This window comes from Streptomyces sp. NPDC000941, from assembly GCF_053599555.1.
The window spans coordinates 1-1,693 of record NZ_JBSFMM010000528.1; the positions used below are offsets into that span (position 1 = coordinate 1).

General features: G+C 73.5%; 1 protein-coding gene and 1 pseudogene. Both read left to right on the forward strand.

What is annotated here, in order from left to right:
- Nucleotides 1-1,458, forward strand: a 1,458-nt coding sequence (locus ACWDSL_RS53275) for an ABC transporter substrate-binding protein (protein WP_450496975.1), incomplete at its 5' end; no start/stop codon positions are given.
- A gap of 2 nt (nt 1,459-1,460) precedes the next feature.
- Nucleotides 1,461-1,693: pseudogene (locus tag ACWDSL_RS53280) on the forward strand (bifunctional serine/threonine-protein kinase/ABC transporter substrate-binding protein); the annotation flags it as partial.

The window sequence follows — 1,693 nt, forward strand, 5'->3', positions numbered from 1 at the left end:
CACGACACGGCTGATCTGACCGGGGTGCCCGATCGGCTGCGCCCGCTCATCGAAGCCTGCCTCGACAAGAACCCCGAGCGCCGCCCGACCGCCGCGGAGCTGGGGCAGGAGTTGGCCCGGGACGCCCCGCCGGAGGGTGACGGCTGGCTGCCGGAGCCGATCGTCCAACTCATCGCGGAGCGGTCGGCGGAGCTGGTCGGCCTGCCCGGCATCGAGGCGACCGAGGCCGACCCGGCGGGGGATCCGGGAGATGCGCCGGCCCGGCCCGGCCGCCGGCGGTTGCTGGCGGCCTCCGGGGCCGTGGTGCTCGCGGGCGGTGGCCTCGCGGCATGGGCGGCCTGGGGCCGGGACGGCAAGGGGAGCGCGCAGGTGCCCGGGCTGCCCCGCCGTACCGTGGCGCTGCACGCGGATTTGTCGGGCGGCGCCGCCGCGGCGGGCCGGGCCCAGGCCAGGGGCGCCCAGTTGGCGGTCGAGGAGTTCAACGCCCGCAAGGACAGAGCCTTCGAACTGGTCCTGAAGGTGTTCGACGACGGTGGCCTGCCGGATACGGCGAAGGCCGTCGCGAAGCAGCTGACCGCCGACCGCTCGGTGCTTGCGGTGATCGGCCCGACCACCGACGAGACCGCCGAGACCGCCGTCGCGGTCTACGACGAGGCGAAGCTGCCGATGCTGGCGGTGTCCGTGAGGGCGTTCCCGCCGGCCGTGACCTACCGGTCGGCCCTGTTGGCCCGGCCGGAGTACATCTGGCAGGGGTACCCCCTCGGCCTCCGGCTCCGGCAGAGCCTGCGCAGTCGGCGGATCGGGCTGATCGAGGACCGGAAGGGCGACGACTACAGCCAGCGGTTCGCCCTGACGTTCGCCCGTCTGATGCAGTCGGCCCGGTACGAGATCGTCCCCAAGGTCGTCCGCGCGGGAACCGACGACTTCGGCCCGGCCGTGTCGTACCTCATGGACGAGAAGGTGGCAGCGGTGGTCTTCGCGGGCTTCTGGGAGTCGGCGGCGAAGGTCGCCCGGGAGCTGGACGCGGCGGGCTTCCGCGGACCCCGGTACGCCACCGAGCCGGTCGTCGACCCGCGCTTCGTGGCGCGGGCCGGGCAGGCGGCGGAGGGGTGGACGTGCACGGCCACGTTCGTCGACCCGGCCGCCAAACCGTCCGCGGCCGGTTTCACCACTGCCTACCGGCGCCGGTTCAAGGCCGCACCGGAGCGGTACGCGGCCGAGGCCTACGACGCGGGGCGGCTGCTGGCCCGGAGCATCCAGGCGGCGGGCGGGCACACGGCGGACCGGGCCTCGGTGCTGGCGCGCGTGCTGAAGACGGACTATCAGGGCATCACCAAGAAGTTCACGTTCAGCGCCGAGGACCGCTCCTTCGAGCACACCAAGGGGACGCTCTTTCTGTACCGGGTCCAAGGGGGCCGCTTCCGCTTCCTGGGCGACGCCCCGTACGAGGGCGGCTAGCCGTGCAACCACTGCGTTCGGGGGATCCGGCGCGGATCGGGGGCTACCGGCTGCTGGGCAGACTCGGCGCCGGCGGCATGGGCATCGTCTACCTCGCACGCTCCACCGGAGGCGCCCTGGTCGCCCTCAAAGTCATCCAAACCGAATACGCCCACGACCCCCAATTCCGCGCCCGCTTCCGCCGCGAAGTCACCGCCGCCCGCCGCATCAACACCCCCTGGGCCACCACCGTCCC